At 36.4% G+C, this 21,120-nt stretch carries 17 protein-coding genes; 10 read left to right on the top strand and 7 right to left on the bottom strand.

Annotated elements, in window-relative coordinates:
- Positions 1 to 210: 210 nt before the first annotated feature.
- Complete coding sequence (locus GOQ16_RS10325) at positions 211 to 582, bottom strand: winged helix-turn-helix transcriptional regulator (RefSeq protein ID WP_204987461.1); 372 nt, start codon at positions 580 to 582, stop codon at positions 211 to 213.
- A gap of 163 nt (positions 583 to 745) precedes the next feature.
- Here GOQ16_RS10325 and GOQ16_RS10320 point away from each other — a divergent pair, with 163 nt between their 5' ends.
- The 4 genes from GOQ16_RS10320 (at position 746) to GOQ16_RS10305 (ending at position 7,545) form a co-directional block, all read left to right on the top strand.
- Positions 746 to 1,150 (top strand): nuclear transport factor 2 family protein, encoded by a 405-nt coding sequence (locus GOQ16_RS10320; RefSeq protein ID WP_160069199.1) that lies wholly within the window; start codon positions 746 to 748, stop codon positions 1,148 to 1,150.
- 197 nt (positions 1,151 to 1,347) lie between these two features.
- A complete protein-coding gene (locus GOQ16_RS10315) occupies positions 1,348 to 2,070 on the top strand; it encodes an NmrA family NAD(P)-binding protein (RefSeq protein ID WP_262886255.1) in 723 nt (240 codons plus the stop codon).
- Between the two features lie 448 nt (positions 2,071 to 2,518).
- Positions 2,519 to 5,590: a SusC/RagA family TonB-linked outer membrane protein gene (locus tag GOQ16_RS10310; protein WP_160069197.1), complete on the top strand. Its 3,072-nt coding sequence runs from the start codon at positions 2,519 to 2,521 to the stop codon at positions 5,588 to 5,590.
- 11 nt (positions 5,591 to 5,601) lie between these two features.
- Positions 5,602 to 7,545 carry a RagB/SusD family nutrient uptake outer membrane protein gene (locus tag GOQ16_RS10305; protein ID WP_160069196.1) on the top strand — a complete coding sequence of 648 codons (1,944 nt, stop codon included), beginning with the start codon at positions 5,602 to 5,604 and terminating at the stop codon, positions 7,543 to 7,545.
- 98 nt (positions 7,546 to 7,643) lie between these two features.
- Here GOQ16_RS10305 and GOQ16_RS10300 read toward each other — a convergent pair whose 3' ends face one another.
- On the bottom strand, positions 7,644 to 8,675 hold the full coding sequence (locus GOQ16_RS10300; RefSeq protein WP_160069195.1) for a LacI family DNA-binding transcriptional regulator: 1,032 nt from the start codon (positions 8,673 to 8,675) through the stop codon (positions 7,644 to 7,646).
- Between the two features lie 358 nt (positions 8,676 to 9,033).
- On the opposite strand from GOQ16_RS10300, the gene GOQ16_RS10295 reads away from it, so the two are divergent.
- Together GOQ16_RS10295 and GOQ16_RS10290 are read left to right on the top strand one after the other, a co-directional pair.
- Positions 9,034 to 9,339: a hypothetical protein gene (locus GOQ16_RS10295; protein ID WP_160069194.1), complete on the top strand. Its 306-nt coding sequence runs from the start codon at positions 9,034 to 9,036 to the stop codon at positions 9,337 to 9,339.
- Between the two features lie 80 nt (positions 9,340 to 9,419).
- Positions 9,420 to 9,926, top strand: a complete 507-nt coding sequence (locus tag GOQ16_RS10290; protein ID WP_160069193.1) for a hypothetical protein — start codon at positions 9,420 to 9,422, stop codon at positions 9,924 to 9,926.
- Positions 9,927 to 10,244: 318 nt separating this feature from the next.
- On the opposite strand, the gene GOQ16_RS10285 is transcribed toward GOQ16_RS10290, so the two are convergent.
- Complete coding sequence (locus GOQ16_RS10285) at positions 10,245 to 11,312, bottom strand: NADH:flavin oxidoreductase/NADH oxidase (RefSeq protein WP_160069192.1); 1,068 nt, start codon at positions 11,310 to 11,312, stop codon at positions 10,245 to 10,247.
- Between the two features lie 217 nt (positions 11,313 to 11,529).
- Here GOQ16_RS10285 and pepF point away from each other — a divergent pair, with 217 nt between their 5' ends.
- Positions 11,530 to 13,404 (top strand): oligoendopeptidase F, encoded by a 1,875-nt coding sequence (pepF, locus tag GOQ16_RS10280; protein ID WP_160069191.1) that lies wholly within the window; start codon positions 11,530 to 11,532, stop codon positions 13,402 to 13,404.
- Positions 13,405 to 13,576: 172 nt separating this feature from the next.
- On the opposite strand, the gene GOQ16_RS10275 is transcribed toward pepF, so the two are convergent.
- From GOQ16_RS10275 to GOQ16_RS10265, 3 genes are all read right to left on the bottom strand, one after another.
- Positions 13,577 to 15,382: an AAA family ATPase gene (locus GOQ16_RS10275; protein WP_160069190.1), complete on the bottom strand. Its 1,806-nt coding sequence runs from the start codon at positions 15,380 to 15,382 to the stop codon at positions 13,577 to 13,579.
- A 292-nt stretch (positions 15,383 to 15,674) separates the two neighbouring features.
- Positions 15,675 to 16,685 carry a beta propeller repeat protein gene (locus GOQ16_RS10270; RefSeq protein ID WP_240141008.1) on the bottom strand — a complete coding sequence of 337 codons (1,011 nt, stop codon included), beginning with the start codon at positions 16,683 to 16,685 and terminating at the stop codon, positions 15,675 to 15,677.
- 7 nt (positions 16,686 to 16,692) lie between these two features.
- Positions 16,693 to 17,355, bottom strand: coding sequence for a YceH family protein (locus GOQ16_RS10265; protein ID WP_160069189.1), 663 nt, complete (start codon positions 17,353 to 17,355; stop codon positions 16,693 to 16,695).
- A 79-nt stretch (positions 17,356 to 17,434) separates the two neighbouring features.
- On the opposite strand from GOQ16_RS10265, the gene GOQ16_RS10260 reads away from it, so the two are divergent.
- The 3 genes from GOQ16_RS10260 (at position 17,435) to GOQ16_RS10250 (ending at position 20,511) form a co-directional block, all read left to right on the top strand.
- Positions 17,435 to 18,340: a histone deacetylase family protein gene (locus tag GOQ16_RS10260; RefSeq protein WP_192922522.1), complete on the top strand. Its 906-nt coding sequence runs from the start codon at positions 17,435 to 17,437 to the stop codon at positions 18,338 to 18,340.
- 40 nt (positions 18,341 to 18,380) lie between these two features.
- A complete protein-coding gene (locus GOQ16_RS10255) occupies positions 18,381 to 19,442 on the top strand; it encodes a nucleoid-associated protein (protein ID WP_160069188.1) in 1,062 nt (353 codons plus the stop codon).
- 67 nt (positions 19,443 to 19,509) lie between these two features.
- Positions 19,510 to 20,511, top strand: coding sequence for a DUF3810 domain-containing protein (locus tag GOQ16_RS10250; protein WP_160069187.1), 1,002 nt, complete (start codon positions 19,510 to 19,512; stop codon positions 20,509 to 20,511).
- 4 nt (positions 20,512 to 20,515) lie between these two features.
- On the opposite strand, the gene GOQ16_RS10245 is transcribed toward GOQ16_RS10250, so the two are convergent.
- Positions 20,516 to 21,064 (bottom strand): NADPH-dependent FMN reductase, encoded by a 549-nt coding sequence (locus tag GOQ16_RS10245; protein ID WP_160069186.1) that lies wholly within the window; start codon positions 21,062 to 21,064, stop codon positions 20,516 to 20,518.
- Between the last annotated feature and the right edge of the window lie 56 nt (positions 21,065 to 21,120).

Below are 21,120 nucleotides of genomic sequence, written 5' to 3'. Positions count from 1 at the left end.
TTGTTTGTTCAATAGGTGAAGCATCTCCTGATACTATTCGTGAGTATATTCTCAATCAGGGTTAGTCGCTTACATCCGACAGGCTAAAGACCTGTGGGTTTTACGCTCCGTTTTATAAAAATCAAGAATCATTTTCGGAAATCAGAGAAATTCGAAGGTGGAGGTGATGGACTTAAAACTTAAGAATATTATGCAGTTAATTTTGAGTCGTTATTCCATAGGGGCTTTGGAACCAAATATAGTTTCTCGGTAATCAATTCCCCATTGGGCAATAGCGTCAATTATGGGCTCAAGTGTTCTGCCAAATAAGGTGAGATCGTATTCTACTGTGATAGGTTTGGTCTGTAGGACAGTCCGTGTTATAAGATGATTTAGTTCTAAGTCATGCAATTCTTTCGAAAGCATTTTTGAACCAATACCTTCAATTTCTCTTTGCAAGTCCATAAATCGCATTTTTCCACCATAAAGTAATGTTCCGAGGATATGTATTTTCCACTTTCCTGTTAGCAATTCCATACTGTCTTTTACAGCATTGGTTCGAAATCTACAAAATGCAGGAGCCTCGTACTTAACTGGTTTCATAGCTTATAAATTTTTGTAAATATACAAATGTAAATAGTTACGAGGTACTTCCCTAAAGGAAAGCACTTTCTAAAAGGAAACGAATAGTCTGAATGCAATAGTTTGTCTCTTACTTTGTGCTACGTTTTAATTAAAGTAAAAAATACAATACTAAATGACAATTATGAAAACAAAAGCAAGACAAATCGTAGAAGATATGCTAACAGCATTTGGTCAGCAAGATATTAATGCTGTAGTAGACACGTTTGCAGAAGATGCAGTTCTCATACATCACGGAACACAGATCATGCCGAGTGCAAAATTCAAAGGTAAGGATGGTGCTAGAATGTTCTTTGAATATAATATTAATGCGTTAGAAGTAGTCTACTTCAATACTAATGAGTTTATAGAAGCAGGTGAAGACCGATTAATAATCTTGGGCAATGAGCATTTTATTTCAAAGGAAGATGGTACACAAATGAAAAACACTTGGGTACAAATATACACTGTAATAGATGGCTTAATTTCCAAAATGGAGGAATTTGCTACTTTAGCTTCTAATGAACAGTATGCAGGTAATGGCAATTAGTCCATTTAAGTTTTATTATTCAAGATACAATTCATTGTTATTTAAAAACGTAAATCATTCCTATGATAGTAGTGACAGGAGCAACAGGAAAGCTAGGTTCGCAGGTGACTTCAAATTAGTTGAAGATGGGCAAAGTACAAGATTTTATAGCTACATCCCGAACAGAAGCGGGCGTAACTTGACTAAGAGAGCAGGGTATCCAGGCACGTTTAGCTGACTTTGACGACCCAAGTTCGATGCATCTAGCATTTGCAGGTGTATTCAAGGTATTGTTGATTTCAACAATGGATTCCAATCGTTATAATCAGCATAAAAACGTAATAGATGCGGCAAAGTTGGCTGATGTGAAACATGTTATATATACTAGCTTAGCTATTAAAGATATTCATACTTCGGCTGTAAAAGAATTGATGTTAAGTCATTTCCAAACGGAAGAATACTTAATTAAGAGTGGTTTGAAGTATACAATTCTAAGAAATACGATGTATACAGATGCGCTTTTCGATATATTGGGAATCAATGGCTTTAAAGGTAATATCAATCTACCAGCAGGTAAAGGTAAGGTTCCGTTTGTATTACGTCGAGAAATGGGAGAGGCTACTGCAAATTTACTACTACAACCAAATCATGAAAATGTAATTTACAATATTACAGGAAGTCATGCCTCTTCCTTTTCTGATATTTCTAAATCTTTAAAAGATATTAGGGGTAAGCAGGTGGATTATAATGATATCTCAACAGACATTTACCATCAGCAATTAAAAGAGCGAGGATTTACAGATTTTGCAATATATCTACATAGTGGTACGATTAAAGATGTCAGAAATGGTCAATATGAAATTGTGGATCAGACGATGGAAAAGCTGTTGGGGAGACCAACTGCTACGCTTTCTGATTCTTTGAGAGAACTTTTTCTCTAACTTACTAAATCACATTTCGTAAATACCAAAAGATTTTCTTAGGTTCAATTTGCAATATAATCAACATTCGCAATTGAACCTTTCTGCTATTGTATCTTTCACTACAATTCCTCACTAGTAGTTTTTTATAATTCAATCTCCTAGCATATTATGCAATCGTTTACGTAATTATTTTGTTAAATCTGCTAGGTCAATAGAGAATATAAATTACTTTTATCTTAATAATGCAATCGGTTGCAATATTATATTACTATATAATATTCCTTTGAATTCAGTCTCAAAGAGCAATTGATTGTTATTAGCGGATAACCAGTTAAAATATTCAATTAATAAGATTATAAACTTTATAACCTTAGTCATCTACTTTAAGCAATTGGACTATCTCACTCGTGAGCATATTCTATTGATTGGGCAATGTAGGTGCTAATGAAATTTTAAACACTACCTTATGAAAAAAAAACAAACCCACAATCTATCAAAGCTGATTTTCGTCCTTGCTTTGGTGTTGTTAATCCCTAATCTTGCCCTCGCACAGCGCTCGCTTCGAGGAAAAGTAGTTAGCGAGGAAGGAACAGCACTAGCCAATGCCAGCATTCAAGTAAAAGGAACTACAACCAGTACATCAAGTGCTTCGGATGGTACGTTCACACTTACTATTCCTTCTGGCAGAACAATATTAAATATTTCTTATGTCGGCTACATAAGCCAAGATTTTACTGTCGATAATCAGACAGAAATTGTAGTGACCTTAGAATCACAAACTACGAGCCTAGAGGATGTTGTTGTAGTTGGATACGGAACACAACGTGCCGAAGCAGTCACGGGTTCTGTATCTTCCATTCGGGGAGATGCGTTAAGAGAAGTTCCTTCTGCTAATATTTCACAAGCGCTTCAAGGACGTCTACCAGGGGTAGAAATGACGCAGACATCTTCACAGCCCGGAGCAGTAATGCAAGTAAGAATAAGAGGTTCTCGTTCGCTATCAGCAAGTAACGATCCATTAATCGTGTTGGATGGTATACCTTTCCCAGGTTCTATTGCAGACATTAATCCCAATGATATAAAAAGTATAGACATACTTAAAGATGCCTCTGCTACAGCTATCTACGGTTCAAGAGGTGCAAATGGAGTAATATTAGTTACTACGGACAAAGGTAGTATGGGACAGAATGCAAAGTTCAACTATAATGGTTTTGCGGGTATAAGAGAGCTGTTTGCTCGCTACCCGATGATGAATGGTCCTGAATTCGCTGCTTTGCGTAAAGCAGCTGGACAATACAGTAATTCATTGGACGAATCGGATGATACGGATACCGATTGGCAAGATTTATTGTATACCACTGGATTAATGAATAGCCACGACGTAGGTGTCACTGGTGGAACGCAGAGTGGCATGTACGCTTTCAATGCTGGCTATTTAAATGACTTGGGCGTAATACCTACGCAAGGCTACAAACGTTATTCTATCCGCGGGAGTTTGGATCAAAATATCGGCAGTCACATCCGTGTAGGTTTTACGACGAATAGTAATTTTAGTCTTAATCAAGGATCCAATGTAGGTATTTACGGTATTCTGAGCATGTCTCCAATAGCAAACCCCTACAATGAAGACGGCAGTTGGAAAAGAACAATTCGAATGCCTTTGGATGAACCTTGGTCTTATTCAAAAGATGTGGTAAACAATTTGAAAGAGCAATGGTTAAGTCAAAATAGAGCCTATGGTACATACAATACATTGTACGGAGAATTTAGTGTTCCAGGAATTGAAGGGCTGAAATATAGAGCTAACCTTGGTTTGAATTATCGTCAAAGCAATAGTGGTAGCTACACGGGAAGTGGAATTAATAGTACCAATCCTGAAACGGAATCTACCGCTTCTATAGGCAATTCAATGACTACGGACTGGGCGATAGAAAACATTTTGACGTATGATCGTACGTTCAACCAAAAACACAATTTCAACGTAGTAGCCTTATATTCTGCGTCAGAAAACAGATATAACGATTCACGCGTTAATGCGCGAGATATTCCTGCTGATGCTTTTCAGTTCTACAACTTAGGACAAGCAGCGGGAGAAATCACTGTAAATCCGAATGAACAAAATTACCGTGTAAGCGGATTGATGTCTGTGATGGGAAGGGTAATGTATGCATATGACAACCGTTATATGGTTTCCGCAACGCTTCGTTCGGACGGATCATCACGCTTAGCAAAAGGACACCAATGGCATACCTATCCAGCTGTATCAGTAGGTTGGAATATCGCTAACGAATCATTTATGAAAGATGCTTCAGTAGTAAACTCATTAAAACTTAGAATAGGTTATGGTCAAACATCTAACCAATCTGTTGCGCCATACGCTACCCTTGGACGCTTGAGTACACGCCCGTATAATTTTGGTGATGAATATTCAACAGGCTATTATGTGACTGAATTACCAAATCCATCATTAGGTTGGGAATATTCAGAGACATTTAACTACGGACTTGATTTTGGAATATTGAACAACCGTTTATCAGGAACGATTGAATATTATAAGACTAACACGAAAGACTTATTACTTGGTGTTGGATTACCTGCGACATCAGGGGTAGGAAGCTATACAGCAAATGTTGGCCAGACCCAAAACAAAGGTATTGAGCTGTCTCTAAATGGAGTAATAGTGGACAACAAAAATGGTTGGACTTGGGAGGCAGGACTGAACCTTTATGCAAATAGAAATAAATTGGTAGGTCTAGCTTCTGGTGCTGAGAGAGATGAAAACAACTGGTGGTTTGTGGGACACCCTATTGATGTAATTTATGATTATGAAAAAATAGGATTATGGCAAGAAGAGGATCCACATTTAAGTGTTTTAGAACCAGGAGGTAATGTTGGTATGATTAAAGTGAAATATACGGGAGACTATAATGCCGATGGAACTCCAGTACGTGCCATCGGACCTGATGATAGACAAATCATGAGTATTGAGCCGAAATTCCAAGGTGGTTTCAATACCCGAGTTTCGTACAAAGGTTTTGATTTGTCGACTGTAGCGGCTTTCAAAAATGGCGGTACATTAATCAGTACACTTTATTCTTCATCTGGCTATTTAAATATGATGAGTGGTCGTCGTAACAATGTAAAGGTTGATTATTGGACTCCTGAAAACACAGGTGCTGCATTTCCAAAACCTGGGGGAATTGCTAGTGGTGATAATCCGAAATACGGTAGTACATTGGGGTACTTTGACGCCTCATATCTTAAAATACGAACGATATCGCTAGCTTATAATTTTGATAACAACCGTTGGATTCAAGATTTAGGTGTCTCAAAACTAAGATTATATGTTACCGCACAGAATCCATTTGTACTCTTCTCGCCTTATAAGGATGTATCAGGTATGGATCCAGAAACAAATTCTTTTGGTAATGAAAACGCTGCAGTCGCATATTCACAGAATTTGAGAAGATTATTGACGATCGGTACCAATGCACCAGCTACGAAAACCTATTTGATGGGTATCAACTTAACATTTTAAAGATTTTGGACATGAAATATATACGTACAAAAACAATATTAGCAGCAGCTATTTTGCTGTGTTCATCAGGATGTTCGAAGATTTTGGATGAGCAACCTCGAAGCATTTATGAACCTGGTTTTTTTAAGACTGAAAAAGGAGTATATGGTGGTTTAACATCCATGTATGCCCACCTAAGATATATATACGGTCAAGCTTATTTTTATAATACCACGCTAACAGGTACGGATGAAGTAACATGGGCACAAAGTGCCGATGGTAATTTCAAAGACATGGATTTGTCTGGAGTAGGCGACATCACACCTGCCAGCAGTAGAGCTGACGTATTATGGGGAGCCGCATTTTCAAATATCAATACAGCAAGTGGTATTATTGAAAATGCTGCTGATGTTGGGGTTTCGAATGCGCTAATTGCAGAAGCAAGATTTTTTAGAGCTTTTGATTATTTTAAATTGGTACAAACTTTTGGTGGTGTGCCATTGGATTTAGGAGCAGGAGTTTTAAAATTCAATACAAGTCCGGTACGCACATCTGTTCGTAATACGGTTTCTGAAGTTTATACCCAAGGAATTTTTCCTGATCTTCTTATTGCTATTGAGGAACTTCCTACAACAGCCCGTGTCACAGGAGGAGCTACAAAAACACTCGCGCGATTATACCTAGCTAAGGCGTATCTAACCTATGCATGGTGGCTCGAAAATCCGAATAATATTCCTACATATCCGCAAACGGATAGAGTTGATCCCGATGGACATAATGCACAATGGTACTACCAAAAGGCATATGATATCGCTGTCGAAGCAATTAATAATCCTGGACCTTTTGGTTTGCAGCCAACATATTATGATGTAAATCGTGGGACTAATGATCGCAACAATGAGATTCTTTTGTATGCCGATCATACGGAAACTAGTGAATTCTATAATGGTAGTAGCTTAACTTATTCTAACGGTGGCGCTCCAGAGAATTTTGCAGGCTGGATGATGACTTGGAATTATACGGATATACGAAGCGGAACTAATTCAGATGGATCTGGACCTGTGAGTTCGGTACAACGAGAAGCTGCTCAGCACCTGGGACGACCTTGGACACGTATGGCACCAACTATTGGCGCTATTGTAAATACTTTTGCAGACAAAACGAATGATTCGCGCTATGACGGTACTTTTGTAACTGTGTATAGAGGTAACTGGCCAAAAGGAGGTGTGTCAAATCCTGTTTTATATAACGCCAATAATTTACCAGTAACGCCAGGCCAACCTATTTTGACATTTTTAAATGATGAGCCTGCTACAGCGATTACTTATCCATCTGGAGCTGGTTCAAGTAATATTGGTGCAGGAACATTACCTGGAAGAGCAGATTATGTTGTTGGCCCACAAGGCATCAGTCGAATCGTGTATCCAGGATTATGGAAATTAGGACCTTACCGTACAGATAATGCGAATGGATTAGGACAACCAAACGCAGCGAGTACTCGACCTTTCAATATTGCAAAATTCTCAGAATTATATTTTGTTGCGGCAGAAGCTGCAGTAAAAGGTGCTAATATTCAATCTGGTAAATCGGCTAGAGACCTGATCAATGTGATTCGCGCACGTGCTGGAAAATGGAGTTGGGATAATAATGGTAATGTCGCAAAAGTTTCTGACAACAGCGCTGTATTGACTAATTTGACTCCTGCTACTATAACTATTGATTATATATTGGCAGAACGCTCACGTGAATACTTCGGTGAAGGATACCGCTGGTATGATTTGGTACGTACACAGAAATGGAATGATCTCGCTTCTTCTTACAGAATTGCAGGAACAAATAAAGGCGATCATCAAGCTGTAACCGTAAATAGAACTATTGCACCTCATCATTACCTGCGGCCAATACCTCAAGGACAAATTGAATCTATGCTTATGACTCCAGAGGAGAAAAAAGCATATCAGAATCCAGGTTATTAGAACTATACATTATGGTAATATAAAAGGAGAAACGGACATCAAATATGATGTCCGTTTCTCCTTTTATATTAATCATCGTTTTTTATCCGAACAAAAAGTTATTTTTTCCGCAACGTAGAATTTCGTACCACTAATTCGGTATTTAAAACGACAGTATTGGTAATATTGAGATTTCCAACTCCATTTAAATGATTCAATAAAATGTGAGCCACGCTTTCTCCCATATTATTTCCAGGATAATTTATCGTGCTTATTGCTGGTTCGGTAACTTTTGAGATTATATCGTTATTAAAACCAATGATGGCTACATCTTCAGGTACTCTGATACCATTATTTCGAAGTGTGGTGAGGGCAATTGCGGCAGCTGAATCACTTGTAAGAAAAATTCCGTCAGGTGGCTGTCCGTTATAATCAATAAACTTCGTTTTGATACAATTTACAATATCGTTTTCGCTCAAATTATTCAGTACGCAAAGATCTTCCTCAAAGGGGATTCCGTGATCTTGTAAAGCTTGTTTGTAGCCTGCAAAGCGATCACGGTAAACATTTCTATGGATGTTGCTAGTCATATGCAATATTTTCTTACAGTCTTGGTCAATAAGATGTTTCGTAGCAATATATCCAGCCTTTTGATTGTCTATTATCACTTTTGTAGAGGGTAATTCTTCGGCAATGCGATCAAAAAAGATTAAAGGAATATTTTTATCTATAAATTTTTCAAAATGACTGTAATCCTTCGTTTCATTAGAAAGGGAAACGATTAATCCGTCCACACGACTATTGAACATTATCACCGCATTACTTTTTTCTTTTTTTTCGGATTCAAGCGATTGACTTATAATTAAGTTGTAGCCTGCTGTATTGACTACTTTCTCTATGCCCGCGATGACGGAAGACATAAATAAACTATCCAGCCTTGGAATAATAACACCTATAGTATTGGTCTTTTTCTTTCTTAGACTACTGGCAAATTTATTGGATTGGTAGCCCATATCACGAGCTACTTTTAATATTTTATTTTTTGTTTTCCCATTGATTGCGGGATGATTACTGAGACCTCGGCTCACTGTAGAAGGGGAGATGCTGAGTGCTTTTGCAATGTCATAAATGGTTATTTCCTTGTTCTCCATTTTTAGGTTTTTGGTTTACCCTAAATTACACATTAAGCTGATAATTTGCAATCGGTTGCAGGTTAAAATTTTTATGTAAAAATAGGTTTAACTCTTTCTTTAGAACACTGTTGTAAAAAACCATAAAATTATTTTCGACAACGTACGATTTTGATGTAGTATACAATTAATTAGCGTTGTATAAAATACCTAATAATAATTAAAATCATCATGTCTTACATTCTTGTTGTGCCTGGAGACTATATAAAAACCACTTTAATTTCTAAATCTATTAAGTAATTATGCACTTTATTTCGTTAAAATTAATCATATTAGACTTAGGGTAATCAATAATATGTACTAACTAAACACCTAAAGTATGAGATTTTTTTTTTGGAATAAAACTATTTTATACTGTTTTATTGTTGGACTTTTTAATTCCTGTGGTCCAATGAATGAAGAAGCAAAGGAGCTGGCTGTAGTATCTCATGGGGAAAATACAATTATAACAGAAAGTATAGACGAAGATGATTTTCGCGATACAAAAGTAGAGACTACATCAGTTAATAAAGCTGACGGGAATCAACACTTTAATAATCTAGAACATCAGAGAACTCAATCGCATCACAAAAATACCCAAAGTGCACCAAACAGATTACCTTCACGCAGAGACCTAGTTCTATAAATACTGGAAGTAAGGTAAATTAAGTTTCAAATATACCAGCGCGTGTAAATAATGCTATAATTAGGCGTTTTGGATATACTATGAAATTATTTGTTAATCGAGAAAAGGGGAATAACAAAATATTACAAATTAGAGGGAAAGACACCAATGCAATCAAACTTCAATTATTACTACGAATTATTCTGGAAGAGCAACAGTTTCGTGAACAATCTACACAATCTTCGGATACAATAGTCAAAACAAAAGAGTTTGACCGAAAGTTTGATCAGATACGCGCGAGTTTACATTCTGATGAAAGTATAAAATTTATAGGTAATGATGGAAAATTAGCAAATTCATTTGAACACACTGAAGACTTACCCGAATTCGTATCTACTACAGATAGAGAAGTGTTCAATATGTTCGCCAAATTTGTTATCAATCCAGAAGTGCAAAATACAAAAAGACATACTGTCATCACTGCGGTACTATATATGGATAAGACTCGTCGAAAAACTCAAATTGAAAAATTGGAATTGGAAATTATTCCACTATCATTTTGGGAAAAAATATGCAGTTTTATTATAACTCTCAGGATTAGACTATAAATATAATGAATGTATTGTACACAGCACTCTTAGTAATTTTGGCTAAATATATAACTACATTCATTCGTTAAAAATTAAATGTCAAAGAAGGAAATAATCCCAAGAATTCTGAGTAATATTTCGTTTGTATTGTGGATTGGAGTTTTGAATTAAAATCGTTTTGTGCGGCATTTTGTTGAATAAGATGAGCTTCATTGTTTTTTAAATCTTATGATCTACCACTCAAACAGGTCATTATCATAATATTAGAATGTATATTAGGTAGAAAGTTTCTATTTAATATACATTCATTTTTACCCATTTTCTATGCTAAGTATATCAATATTCTTTTGCTCTATCGTATTGTAAAGGCCATTTGATATCCACAGCCAAATCTTTTGCAAATTGTTTTGCTAAATGAGGGTTTTGTAAAAATCCTCTAGCAATAAATATTAAGTCAGCTCTTTTATCGCTCAAAATAAGCTCTGCTTGAGAGGACTTTTTTATTAATCCTACAGCACCCGTTATTATACCTGTTTCATTCTTAATTCTTTCCGCGAAAGGTACTTGGTAATTTTCCATCACCGGTATTTGTTGATGACGGACGCACCCACCACTTGATACATCCATAACTTCTACACCAAAATTCTTGACTAAATGTCCAAGCCTAACTGTTTCTTCGATATCCCAACCTCCTTCAGCCCAATCTGTTGCAGATATGCGAAGCCAAAGTGATTGAATGGTCAAGACAGAATTGACAGCTTCAATAATCTCAATTAAGAACCGAGCTCTATTTTCGAAAGAGCCACCATAAGAATCTGTTCGCTGATTAGACAATGGCGATAGAAACTGATGAATAAGGTAGCCGTGTGCAGCATGGATCTCAATAATATCATATCCAGCTTCAACGCTTCTTTGCGCAGCGTCTCTGAATGCTACGACTAATTGCTGGATTTCTTTTATGGATAGTTCGACAGGAGGAACATCAGTATCATTAAAATGAATAGAAGATGGTGCCACTGTTTGCCATCCATTAGGATGGTTCGGAGCAAATTGGGCTCTCGAACACCATGGTTTATCCGTAGAGGCTTTGCGTCCAGCGTGCGCCAGTTGAATTCCTATCAGTGCCCCCTGTTGATGCACAAAATCTACAATTTCTTTCAGCGCAGGAATATGTTCATCTTTCCAAATGCCAAGATCAGCATAAGAAATCCTTCCTTGAGGAACAACAGCAGTGGCTTCTTGAATAATTGCTCCTGATTCACCAATAGCAAATTGCCCAAGATGCACTAAGTGCCAATTGTTTGCAAAACCTTCCTCCGCACTATATTGGCACATTGGAGAGACTACTAATCTATTCTTTAATGTATGTTTTGCTAATTGTAAAGGACTAAATACAATACTCATAGTTTTCTTTTTTTACTAATGTAATTGAATATTTGATACACAAATAAAAAATCCTGTTTCCTTTACTTCAAGATGACTTAATCTGAGGGATGATTTTAAATTTTTATATTTTGTTGCAAAAGCTAAAAAGTAAATTTATTCAAATTAGTTTCCTCGTTAACTTTACAGAGCCAATAACTTTTTCTTAATTTAGTCCTGAAAAAAATATAGGTTATATATGATTAGTAAAACAAAAATGATGACAGCTATGCTATTGTTTTCTTCTAGTATGGCTATGAGCCAAATGAAAGTAAGAGATGAGTTGCCGGAAAAATACAAATGGAATTTAACAGATTTGTATGCGACAGATGAGGCATGGAAGCAAGAGAAAGACCGCCTTCAGAAAGAAATGCAAAAAGTTGCGCAATATAAAGGTAAGTTAACACAATCTCCGGGAACATTACTGGAAGCTTTGGAATTCAACGCAAAGCTGGGAAAAGAAATGACAAGATTGTATTCGTATGCGTCTATGAAATCGGATCAGGATACGCGCGTCACCAAATATGCGGGTATGAAACAGGAACTTGGACAACTATTCTCTCAATATGGTGCGTTAGTTTCTTATATGGAACCCGAATTGCTGACTTTGAAAGACGACCAATTAAAAAGTTTCTTGAGCCAAGAGAAAGGTTTGGCAACATATAAATTCTATCTAACGGATCTTCTGCGCAAAAGAGCGCACAAGGGTTCGGAGGAAGTAGAAAAAGTGTTGGCGTACTCTTCATTAATGTCGGGAAATGCGGCTAATATTTACAGTACTTTCTCCAATGCGGAGTTTCCGTATGGCGATATCGAAGTGGATGGTAAAACTGTAAAATTAAATGCGGCAAATTTCTCGTTGTATCGTGCAAGCGAAGACCGTGCTGTCCGTAAAAAAGCATTTGAGGTTTATTTCGGAAAATTAAATGAATTTCAACGCACATTAGGCTCTACCTTGTATGGCAATTTAAATTCGGCTTTGTTCTATGCTAAAGCGCGTAATTACAACAGTACCTTAGAAGCAGCGTTGGATGCAGGAAATATTCCGACAGATGTATACCTTAATTTGGTGAAGAATGTGAATAGCAATTTGGAAACTTTCCACCGCTATTTGAATCTGCGTAAACGCATGATGGGCTTAGGCCAATTGCATTATTACGACTTGTATGCGCCGCTAGTGGATAAAGTTGATTTGTCTTATACGGTAGAAGAATCCGTTGATAACATCCTAAAATCTTTGAAACCATTGGGTAAAGAATATATTGACGTCTCAACAAAGGCATTTAACGAGCGTTGGATTGATATGTATCCAAATGAAGGCAAGCGTTCTGGTGCGTATTCGAATGGTTCTGCGTACGATGTACATCCGTATATTTTGATGAATTACAATGGCAAGTACAACGATATGTCGACGTTGACGCATGAGCTGGGCCATACGATGCACTCTTATTTGACAAACAAAAAACAACATGTGGCGAATGCAGATTATTCTATTTTTGTGGCTGAAGTGGCTTCAACCTTGAATGAAGAATTGTTGAATGACTACATGTTGAAACAAATCAAAGACGATAAAACCCGTTTAGCGATTTTGGGCAACTATTTAGAAGGTGCTAAAGGTACATTGTACCGTCAGACGCAGTTTGCTGAATTTGAATTAATGATTCACGACAAAGTAGCAAAAGGAGAGGCATTGACTGGAGAGGACTTTGATAAGATGTATTTGGAATTAACACGCAAATACTACGGTCACGATAAAGGTATCTGTTTCGTCGATGAAAATGTAAAATCCGAATGGTCTTACATTCCGCATTTCTACTACAATTTCTACGTGTACCAATACGCAACTTCATACACAGCGTCCGCTGCATTGTCGGAGAAAGTGTTGAATGGTACAGCTGCTGATCGTAAAAAGTATTTGGATTTCTTGGCTTCAGGAAGCACTAAATATCCTGTAGAATTATTAGTTGATGCTGGCGTTGATATGAATTCCAAAGAACCATTTGATTTGACTATCTCTAAAATCAATAAGGTAATTACCGAAATGGAAGCTATCCTGACGAGATTAGGAAAATAATTCTTTTAAAGAAATATAAAGAAAAGCCGTAACATTGTTTGTTATGGCTTTTTTGATATACTATGAAAAAACAATATATCTGGCTTAAAGAGGCTTAAACTAGGTTAACTATTTTTATTTCACTCAAAATGTGGAGTAGTGCAACAGTTAGCTATGTTATACGCTGCGCCTACTAGCATATGCTTATGAAATCAGTAAACATATCGGTGAACTCATATTTTTCAGTTCCATCGTTATAGGTTTCTACTTCCCGAATTAATTCAGCTGTCATACTTGGCCAATACCTATCGAGCACAAAATCTTTTTTAGTAATTGTTGCATTACTGATTAATAGTTTTGCATCGTCAATATCGGAATAAACAAGCGGATGGTCAGCTCCTAAGCCAAGAATCGATAAATGAATATAGTTTTCAGGTTCTCGCTTTCTAGTGACATATGCTTTAATTCCGAGGGTTTGAAGCTCAGCCACAGCCGTCGTATTGATAGCTTCTTCAGGTGTTCCTCGATCTGAATCTAAAAGTATACACCATGGGATATTGAATTGCTCAGCTAATTGTAAGGTTCTCCAATGTTTTAAATTACCACAACCACCAATAGGAACAATTGCAAATTCCTTTTCTGCATATGTGTGAGTTATTAAACCTGCGTCTTTTAATGTCTGTGATGTATGATTAACAAAACTGACATCTGATTTCCCTTCCACAAGTAATAATGCTTTTGCTGTATTAGAGATTGGGTCTGGAAGTAAACCTAATGTATCTGCTATTTTGTGAAAAACATTGTCTGTTCCCAATTCTATATTACGAACAGACTCTACATTGTCTATGAATCTCAAACTTGGTAAGGGAAGAAGTCCGGCTAAAGCAGGCGTATGAGTTGTTAATATAATTTGAGTGTTAGGAACATTTGAAAGTTCTATAAAAGCTTTAATTAATAAGTCTTGGTGATTAGGATGTTGTGATGTTTCTGGTTCTTCAAATGCATATATAATTCTATCTCCCACATTTTCTAATCTTCTTTTTTCGGCTTCCGCTCTAAAAAAATTTAATAATATTAATCGTCTTACTCCACTACCTCTTTTGTTGATTGGAATATCTCCTTCTGATTTGATGGTTAATTTAAATTGAGTATCAAATTTAGGGTCAGTTCTAAAATCAGGTATTAGTTCTTCCGCCAAATCAGGAGCCATTTCTTTCAACTTTGCAAGTGTTCGGTTTGCGGTTTCGATTGCTTTGTTTCGAACTTGAGTTTTTATATATTCCAACTCATCTTCTAACTCTTGTAAAGCTTGTTGTACAGCAATTTTCATTGGGTCTGTAACTTCCTTATCTTCATCATTGCTTTGTCTGTCTGACTGGAATAACGCATAAATAGGGAGATAATTTTCTATTGCATTATAAACTTTTTTTGAATCTTCCTTATCAACAAGCAACTCAGTAGGCGCTAGATTTAAAACTCCAATATGTTGCCATATAGCTTCTCTAATTGCGGAATTTACATTTCTGTTATAAATATTTGCATCAATTCCTAAATCATCAGCTCGTTTTCGTAATTCAGCTCGTTTTAATTCCATCAAATCATTTGCATTAGCAGATGAAGGATGGTTACAAACGATAAAAACTTTTTCTTTTGGTTTAGCGGCAGTCGCTGGATATACTTTTTTTATCTCTAGTTTACCTTCAGCGTTGAGTAAATGCTCCGCAGCCAAGGTTGTTGGCGCGGCAGCGTCAATAACTATTACTTCTGGAAAATTATTGAAAACGCATGAAATCTCAATATTTGTACTGTCTGCGTTTTTACTTAAATCTTCTCTTTCACAAACAACAATTTTATTGTTAAAGAAAATTTCCAGAGCTTCTAAAATCGTTGATTTTCCAGCGTCATTTTTTCCTATGAAAGCTGTTAAGTTTGAAATTGGAATTGTAATTTCAGCGGCGTAGCCACGGAAATTTTTAAGTTTAACAGATTCTAAATTCATATTATGATTAGTGTTGGTTCCTACAATTTATGAGGGCGTAGCCTATAACTCCTAAATATACGTAACAGCATCCATATTTAAAATTTATAAGCAACTGATAAATAGGTGTATTAGGAAATAGGTGTATACTAATAGTATATTTCGAGATTGCAACAATGCGTTCGCAATGACATTATTATCTACATCAGTAGGTCATTGCGATTAACGCCTTGCGACCAAGAGAAATCTTCTTTTTGGATTATTATTTAAATTTCTATCTATCGTTCGAAAGGACGAGTTGTAATTTTATAAATTACAACTCCAATTTATATACATTTCCTTTTGATCCCGTAAGGTAAATCATTTTATTATCCGTGCCTTTTGCTATTGTATTAAAACTAAGTGTAGAGATATTTTTCCAATTATAACCGCCATCGTACGAAATATCCGTTCCTGATGTTCCTGTCGCCAGCACCATGTTTTCGGTAATGTAAAGCACATCCGAACGATAGCCCGAAACTGGAGTATTTGGCTTTGTCCAACTCAAACCAGCATCCTTAGTTAGTAAAATATTATTATGGTTGTTTTTGTCTTCCAAGTAATTTCCACCTACAGCAATTCCGGTATTTAAATTCCAAAAATCAATAGCAAAAATGCCTGTAGACGATTCACCTGACCAAATTGGAACATCGTATTTGTCAATTTTCAAGCCTTTTGGATTGTAATTGAAGAAGCTGGAATATTTTCCTCCAGTACCAATATACAAGCGGTCTTTAAATAGTTTCATCGAAGATCCCGAAGCGGCAAATGCGGCTTCACCTTCGTCTGCGATAAGGAAATAATCGTTGCTGACATCCGTCCAAGTTTTTCCTTTGTTGCTGGTTTTTAGTAGTTGGAATTTTCCATCAATTGGATCACCAAGTATAAAACCAGTTTTGCCCACAAAATCCAAATCATCTAAAAAAATGTCGGGATGGCTATTTTCATACACTTTCTCCCAAGATTTACCTGCATTTGTTGTGCGTAAAATCACAGCAGGAGAGCCTGCATTGACGATTACAGCTTCTTTATCTGAAAAAGCATAGATATCCCGAAAATCGTATTTTTCAAAACCTGTAGGATTTACCCATTGCCAATTTTTCCCCTCATCTTTAGAAAAACCTACAGTTCCATTGCTACCGCTTACCCAAACTATTTTCTTACCAACTGTGGACATTCCACGAAAACTAGCGGATATATTCTCTACGAGCAGCGTAAAGGTTTGTGCACAGCACATGGTTCCAATAAAAAAAGAAAGGGCGATAGATACGATTTTTGATAGCATATATTTATTATGTTAATTGTGCAAGCAAGTTATCAAACTCTTCGCGAAGTTTTGAAAGTTCGGCTTCCAACGTAGCGACACGTTCTTCCAATTGCTGAACTTGACCACTGTTACTACTAGATGATGCTGAAAGGATAGAATTTTCATAATCTTCTTCATCAAAATCTGCAAATAGATGGACATAACGAGCCTCTTTTTGTCCTGGCTTCTTAGGCAATAACTTGATGTAAGGCGTTTCATCCTCAGCCAATTTATGTAAATACGTCTGCACTTCCTCTATATCATCAAACTCATACAATCTTCCTGAATTGGAATTTATTTCGCCAGCTGTCAAAGGTCCACGTAAGAACATAAGACACAAAATCGCCAATTCTGCAGGAACTAAAGGATAATGAATCGCTATATTATGTTTGTATTTGGTCACTCTGGAGCCACCACCAACTACAGTCGATATCAATCCAATTTTTTTCAATCCATCCAGCGTACTCACAATCGTACTCTCGTCGTAATTCACCACAGGCTTACGTGATGTCTTTTGATTACAAGCTGTTTGCAATCCATTTATAGTCATTGGATAATACTCGGGTGTTGTTTTCGACTTTTCTAGTAAAGAGCCTAATACGCGAATTTGTTCTGCATTTAATGTAGGAATTGGTTTTTGTGTTTCCATTTTTAAAGTAAGGTTTATACTTTTCGAAGATAAGAATTATTTAGTTCTTCGTATTTTCGTGTGCTAAAAAAGACATACTTTGCTAAAAATCGCCCATCATACCGCTTATATTCATCCTTTACGCGAAGGTCACCGTTTCCCGATGGTCAAATACGAGCTTATACCCGCTCAACTGCTTTACGAAGGAGTTGTAGATAAGGATAATTTTTTCGAACCAAAATTAGCGGATTTCGAAACTTGCTGCTTAGGTCATCGTAAAGAATATGTTCAACAGTTGTTTGACTTGACATTGGACGCTAAGATGGTGCGCAGAATAGGATTTCCGCTTTCACAATCGCTTGTTGAGCGTGAACGGTATATTTTGGATGGGACTATTCAATCTACATTGTATGCAATGAAATACGGCATTTCGTTCAATACAGCAGGAGGGACGCATCATGCAGGTTATGATTATGGCGAAGGATTTTGCTTGATGAATGACCAAGCTGTGGCTGCTAATTATCTTTTGACGAATGGTCACGCAAAGAAAATATTGATTATTGACCTCGATGTGCATCAAGGAAATGGGACAGCACATGTTTTTCTAGATAATCCCAAGGTATTTACATTTTCTATGCATGGCGCTAAGAATTTTCCTTTTATCAAAGAGAAATCTGATCTTGATGTAGAGCTTCAAGATGGAATTTCAGATACAGATTATTTGAGTCTGTTACTTAGTCATTTAGACGAATTATTCGAACGTGTAAAGCCTGATTTTGTGTTTTATCAAGCGGGTGTAGATATACTTTCTTCGGATAAATTAGGTAAACTAAAAGTTTCGAAAGAAGGATGTAAACAACGTGATTATTTGGTGATTAATAGATGTCATCAACTGAGAATTCCTATACAAATCTCCATGGGTGGAGGTTATTCTGTTCATATTAAGGATATTGTGGATGCCCATGTGGCTACCTACAAAACTGCTGTTGATATTTTTGATTTTTAGCCAAAATACTTTTATATTTTTGTTTCTTTAACTTTAATCTATGTTTTTTCATCAAGACGCAACGTTTGAAAATCTTTCTATTCATCATGTAGGCAACAAAGCCAACGATGAGTTTTATATATTGTCCGAAAATCCAATTGATTTGGCTGGAGACGAAATATTGCCCGATTTATTGATGCAATATTTTATGAAACCTTTTGCAAAGTTGACTGAAGTTTATCGCTTTTTTCATCCCAATGAAGAATTAGAATTAAATGAAGTGTATCACTTTTCAAAGAAATTTTTTGAAGGCAATATCAGCTTTCACGAGTTTTCACAACAAGTAACCAAACATTTATACGAAGTTTCGGATCATCCGAAAATCAAGTCGGGTGAGGTCTATGTCGTAGCGTTGAAGAATGTGCAAATGGAAGGAGAGGACCATGCGGCAGTAGGGATTTTTAAATCCGAAAACAAGGAGGCATACCTTAAAGTGTATCCTGAGCAGGGCGGTTTTCAATTGAATTATGAGCAGGAAGCGATTAATATCAATAAACTGGATAAAGGTGTTGTCATTGTCAATACTGAAACTGAGGAAGGCTTTAAAGTATTGGTTGTCGATCAAACAAACCAGTCCGAAGCAGTCTATTGGAAGGATAATTTCTTACAATTGAAATCGCGTAATGATGCTTTCCAGCAAACAGGAAATCTCATGAAAGTGTACAAAAACTTTGTTAACGAAAAATTGGATGAAGTTTTTGAGTTGGAAACTGCAGATAAAATTGATTTGTTGAATCGTTCGATGAACTATTTCAAAAGCAAAGAAACTTTCGACAGTGCCGAATTTGAAGAGGAGGTAATTGCTAATCCACAAGCCGCTTCTTTGTTTAATGAATACAAACAGTCTTTTGAAGATGAGTTTGATATGCCTTTTCAGGCAAATTTTGAAATAGCTACGCCAGCCGTAAAGAAAATGGCAAGTTCATACAAATCTGTCATCAAATTGGATAAGAATTTCCATATTTATGTCCACGGAAAGCGGGAATACCTCGAGCAGGGCTATGATGAGGATAAAGGGAAAAACTATTACAAGTTGTATTACGAAAATGAAACCCAAAGTTAGAACTAACATACTCCGAAAGTACTATCTGACCATTGGCTTTTGCTGGGTTATCATTGTGCTTTTAGAATTGCTAAAGACTAAAGAAAGTTGGGTAGAACAGTATTATGCACAAATGTTTTACCCCGCTATTTCTTACCTGTATATTGTATTATTCTCATGGATTCCGTTTAGTATAGGGGATATCTTCTATGCTACGATTGCTATAGTATTGACTTACAATGTTGTGCTCGTTTTTCGAGAACTGTTCCGTAAACAATGGTATAATCTAAAACTTAATTTAGCACGTATAATATTTATATTATCAACTGTTTATGTAATATTTACAGTCAATTGGGGATTGAATTATTTCAGACAACCCGTAGCTGATAAATTTGGTTTTTCAGACGCAAAAATAACGCGAGAGGATCACCTCAAAATATTGGATAAATACATTGCGATAGCGAATGAGCTACGTGAAAAAGTGGATGTAAATAGCAACTCCAAAAATGGTGTGAAAGGTGATTTGACAGAAATTGTACTGCAAGATACTTTATTAAAGGATTATCTATGTAAAACACAGGTTCGCGCTAAAGAACCAATATCGAGTGTACTTGCATCGTATTTTACGGTTTCGGGCTACTTCAATCCGTTTACACTGGAAGTTCAGGTTAATCAACTCATACCTAATGCTTCATTTCCCTTTGTCACCGTCCATGAGTTGACACATCAAATGGGCGTAGGATTCGAAGATGAATGCAATTTTATCGCTTTCTTGACATTGAAAGATAATAGAGATGTCTGGTATAAGTATTCGGCATATTATTCTGCTGTAGAATATTTGTTGCATCCCTTATATGGAAATAAAGAATTATTCGATCAGTACAAATCTAAATTATCACCAAAAGTGTTGGCGGATTTCAAAGCTGAAAGAGAATTTTGGATGTCCTATCGAGGTTGGATTGATAAAGTTTCAGGTGTATTCTACAATCAATTCTTAAAACACAACAATCAGCCCGAAGGGTTGGAACGCTACAATATGATGACAACCCTTCTTGTCGCTTGGGAAAAACAACAAGAAAAGTTGCCTTAACTATCTAAAACTTTTCCATCCATCCTTCAAAAGCTTTGATGAATTTTTTGCATAAGTCAGCGGTAGTATCAGATTTTATTGTATCATCCTCATCAAGAAGCTCGGTGACATTGCCGATGTACATTTCGGGTTGCTGCAAAGTAGGCATATTCAGAAAGGTAAGACATTGCCTCAAATGATGATTCGCCCCGAATGCACTAATTGCGCCTGGAGAAACAGAAACAATTGCAGCAGGCTTCCCATCCCATTTACTTTTACCATAAGGTCGTGAACCTACATCTAATGCATTTTTCAACACCGCAGGAATTGATCTATTGTATTCGGGTGTGAAAAATAAAAACGCATCGAAGGACGATAGTTTGTCTCGGAATGAGCTGTATTCCTTTGGCGGTTTATCTTGATCTATATCTTCATTGTAGAGTGGTAAATCACCAATAGCTAGAAATACATAGCTATACTTTTTATCCAATAGATTGACCAAATTATTCGCAATTTTTCTGTTTAAAGATTCTTTGCGTAAGCTTCCTACTAGTATTCCAATGCTTTTACTCATAATGCTTTATACTTTGATTACACTAGGTAAACAGCTGAAATAGACAATAAGTTTAA

It is taken from the genome of Sphingobacterium bovisgrunnientis, assembly GCF_009829085.1.
Taxonomy (GTDB): domain Bacteria; phylum Bacteroidota; class Bacteroidia; order Sphingobacteriales; family Sphingobacteriaceae; genus Sphingobacterium; species Sphingobacterium bovisgrunnientis.
Note: the sequence above shows the minus strand (reverse complement) of the source record. Positions and strands in the feature narration are given on the sequence as shown.